Annotated in this window: 3 protein-coding genes; 2 read left to right on the top strand and 1 reads right to left on the bottom strand. The window is 69.5% G+C overall.

The window, feature by feature from the left end:
* The first annotated feature begins 108 nt into the window (after positions 1–108).
* Complete coding sequence (locus STRIP9103_RS22540; RefSeq protein ID WP_078614011.1) at positions 109–1635, top strand: MFS transporter; 1527 nt, start codon at positions 109–111, stop codon at positions 1633–1635.
* A 160-nt stretch (positions 1636–1795) separates the two neighbouring features.
* Positions 1796–2557, top strand: a complete 762-nt coding sequence (locus STRIP9103_RS22545; RefSeq protein WP_048820774.1) for a TetR/AcrR family transcriptional regulator — start codon at positions 1796–1798, stop codon at positions 2555–2557.
* Position 2558: 1 nt separating this feature from the next.
* On the opposite strand, the gene STRIP9103_RS22550 is transcribed toward STRIP9103_RS22545, so the two are convergent.
* A complete protein-coding gene (locus STRIP9103_RS22550; protein WP_009319648.1) occupies positions 2559–3032 on the bottom strand; it encodes a PPOX class F420-dependent oxidoreductase in 474 nt (157 codons plus the stop codon).
* Between the last annotated feature and the right edge of the window lie 127 nt (positions 3033–3159).

Here is a 3159-nt window from a genome sequence, read left to right on the forward strand (position 1 = left end):
TTTTCGTATGCCGCCGAGCACCTCTCGTACGCCATCGGAAAAGGCCTCCTCGTACGGCGTCGAACCTCACGTTGTACGCCGTATGGGAGCTGTTCTACGGTGTACGGCATGTCGACCCCCGCCGCCTCCGGGACGCCTGAGACGCCCGCCGTCCCCGTCCCGGGGCCCCAAGGCCACCCCCAGCGCTGGCTGATCCTCGGTGTCATCTGTCTCGCACAGCTGACCGTGTTGCTGGACAACACCGTGCTGAACGTGGCGATCCCCTCGCTCACCGAGGAGTTGGGCGCGGGTACGGCCGACATCCAGTGGATGATCAACGCGTACTCGCTGGTGCAGTCGGGGCTGCTGCTCACCGTGGGCAGCGCGGCCGACCGCTACGGGCGCAAGAAGATGCTGATCGCCGGTCTGGCGCTGTTCGGCATCGGCTCGCTGGTCGCCGGACTCGCCCAGTCCACCGGGCAGTTGATCGCCGCGCGGGCCGGCATGGGCATCGGCGGCGCGCTGCTGCTCACCACGACCCTCGCCGTCGCCATGCAGATCTTCACGCCCGAGGAGCAGCCGAAGGCGATCGGCATCTGGAGCGCCGTCAACGCGCTCGGCTTCGCGACCGGCCCTCTCCTGGGCGGTTTCATGCTGGGCCACTTCTGGTGGGGCGCGATCTTCCTGGTCAACCTGCCGGTCGCCGCGCTGGGCCTGGTGGCCGTGGTCGCCCTGGTCCCCGAGTCGAAGAATCCGCGGGGTGACCGGCCCGATCTGCTGGGTGCGCTGCTGTCGACCATAGGCATGACCGCGCTCGTCTACGCGATCATCTCCGGCCCCGAGCACGGCTGGACGTCCGGGCCGGTGCTCGCCACGGCCGCCGTCGCCGTCGTCGTCCTCGCGGCGTTCGCGTACTGGGAGAGCCGGATTCCGTACCCCATGCTCGACCTGCACTTCTTCCGTGACCGCCGGTTCACCGGTGCCGTCGCCGGGGCGGTGCTCATCACCTTCGGCATGGGCGGGGCGCTGTTCCTGCTGACCCAGCATCTGCAGTTCGTGCTCGGTTACGAGGCCCTGGAGGCGGGGCTGAGGACCGCGCCGCTCGCCCTGACCGTGGTCGCGCTCAACTTCTCCGGGCTGTCGGCGAAGTGGACGGCGAGGCTCGGGATGCCGGTCTCCATCGCGCTGGGGATGGTGCTGATGTCCGGGGGGCTGGTGTCCATCGCGGCACTCGCGTCCGGAGGTTACGCCGGGACACTGCTCGGGCTGGTGCTGATCGGCGTGGGGTGCGCCATCGCCAACCCCGCCATGGCTCACGCGATCATGAGTGCGATTCCACCGGCCAAGGCGGGGGTCGGGGCCGGGATCAACGGGACGCTCGCGGAGTTCGGGAACGGGTTGGGGGTGGCTGTGCTGGGGGCCGTGCTCAATTCCCGGTTCACGGCGCTGATTTCTGTCGCGGCGGTTTCCCTGCCGGGGGCGTTGGCCGAGGCGGGGTCTGCGGAGGAGAGGGCGGAGGTCATGGGTGCGTTTGCCTCCGGCTTGGAGGCGAGTTTGTTGGTGGGGGCCTTGGCTGTGTTGCTCGGGGGGTTGGTGGCGGCGGTTCTGCTGCGCAGGGCGGAGAAGGGGGACGCGGGGGTTGTGATCGCCCACTAGCTCGGGGGCGGGTGGGTGTGCAGCTGCGGGCTCGTCGTGGTTTCTCGCGCCTACGCGACGGAGCCGCATATCGATACGGCCCCGCGCCCCTGATGGCGCGTTGCGCACCTAGCATCGTCGCAAGTGGACGAACGTGATTGTGTCTGGAAGGTGCGGTGCCATGGCTAGGGCAGCCGGTCGGGTTGAAGGGTCTGTCCGGGCCAGTGTGTGGTTGGAGGATGGGGTGCGGGCCCGGCGAGGAGGGCAGCCGTCGGGGCTGGATCGGGAGCGGATCACCGGGGCGGCCGTGCGGTTGTTGGACGCGGAGGGGCTGGCCAAGTTCTCGATGCGGCGGCTGGCGGCCGAGCTGAACGTGACCGCGATGTCGGTCTACTGGTACGTCGACAACAAGGACGACCTGCTGGAACTGGCTCTCGACCAGGCGTTCGGCGAGTTGCGGCTGCCCCCGGAGGACTCCGACGAGGACTGGCGGGACCAGCTGCGCACGCTCGCCAAGGAGTACCGGGCCGTCCTCGTCCGCCATCCCTGGGTCTCGCCGCTCGCCGGGACCTTCCTCAACATCGGGCCGCACTCGCTCGACTTCTCGCTCGCCGTGCAGCGCGTGATCCGTCGCACCGGTCTGCCGGCGTACGGGCAGACCGGCGCCATCTCGGCCGTCTTCCAGTTCGTGTACGGCTTCGGCACCATCGAGGGCCACTTCATCCAGCGCGCCGCCGGCGCCGGGATGACCCAGGAGGAGTACTTCCGCCACGCCATGAGCGCGGTCGCCGACGCCCCCCAGCTCGGCGAGATCGTCCAGCAGTCCGCGGACCTCATGGAGGCCCGCGGCGGCGACACCGTCGAGGAGATGCGCGAACGGGACTTCACCTACGCCCTGGAGACCCTCATCGCCGGCATCGAGGTGATGGTCGAGCGGGGCTGAGTCAGCCGTTGTCCTCGACGAGCCGTGCCGGGAAGCCTCCGGTGGCCACTGGTCCCCACTTCGCCGGCGTGACCCGGATGATGGACTTGCCCTGCTTGATCATCGCCTCCCGGTACTCGTCCCAGTCCGGGTGCTCGCCCGCGATGTTGCGGAAGTACTCCACCAGCGGCTCGACCGAGTCCGGCGAGTCGATGACCTCGGCCGTACCGTCGATCTGGACCCAGGGGCCGTCCCAGTCGTCGCTGAGCACGACGACGGTGACCCGCTCGTCCCGCTTGGCGTTCCGTGTCTTGGCCCGCTCCGGGTACGTGGAGATCACGATCCGGCCCGAGTCGTCCACGCCACAGGTCAGCGGGGACGCCTGGGGCCCGCCGTCGGCCCGGCGGGTGAGCAGGATCGCGCGGTGCCGGGGGCGGATGAAGTCGAGGAGTTCTTCGAGGGAGACCTTGGTGTTGGTCGCGATGTTCCGTGCCATGGCGCCCAGCGTAAGGGTGGGGCGCCCAGTAGCTCGGGGGTGCGGGGTGTTTGGCGGGTGCGGGTTTGTTGTGGCTGGTCGCGCCCACGCGGCGGAGCCGCACATCGACACAGCCCCGCACCCCTTA

It is taken from the genome of Streptomyces ipomoeae 91-03, assembly GCF_000317595.1.
GTDB lineage: Bacteria > Actinomycetota > Actinomycetes > Streptomycetales > Streptomycetaceae > Streptomyces > Streptomyces ipomoeae.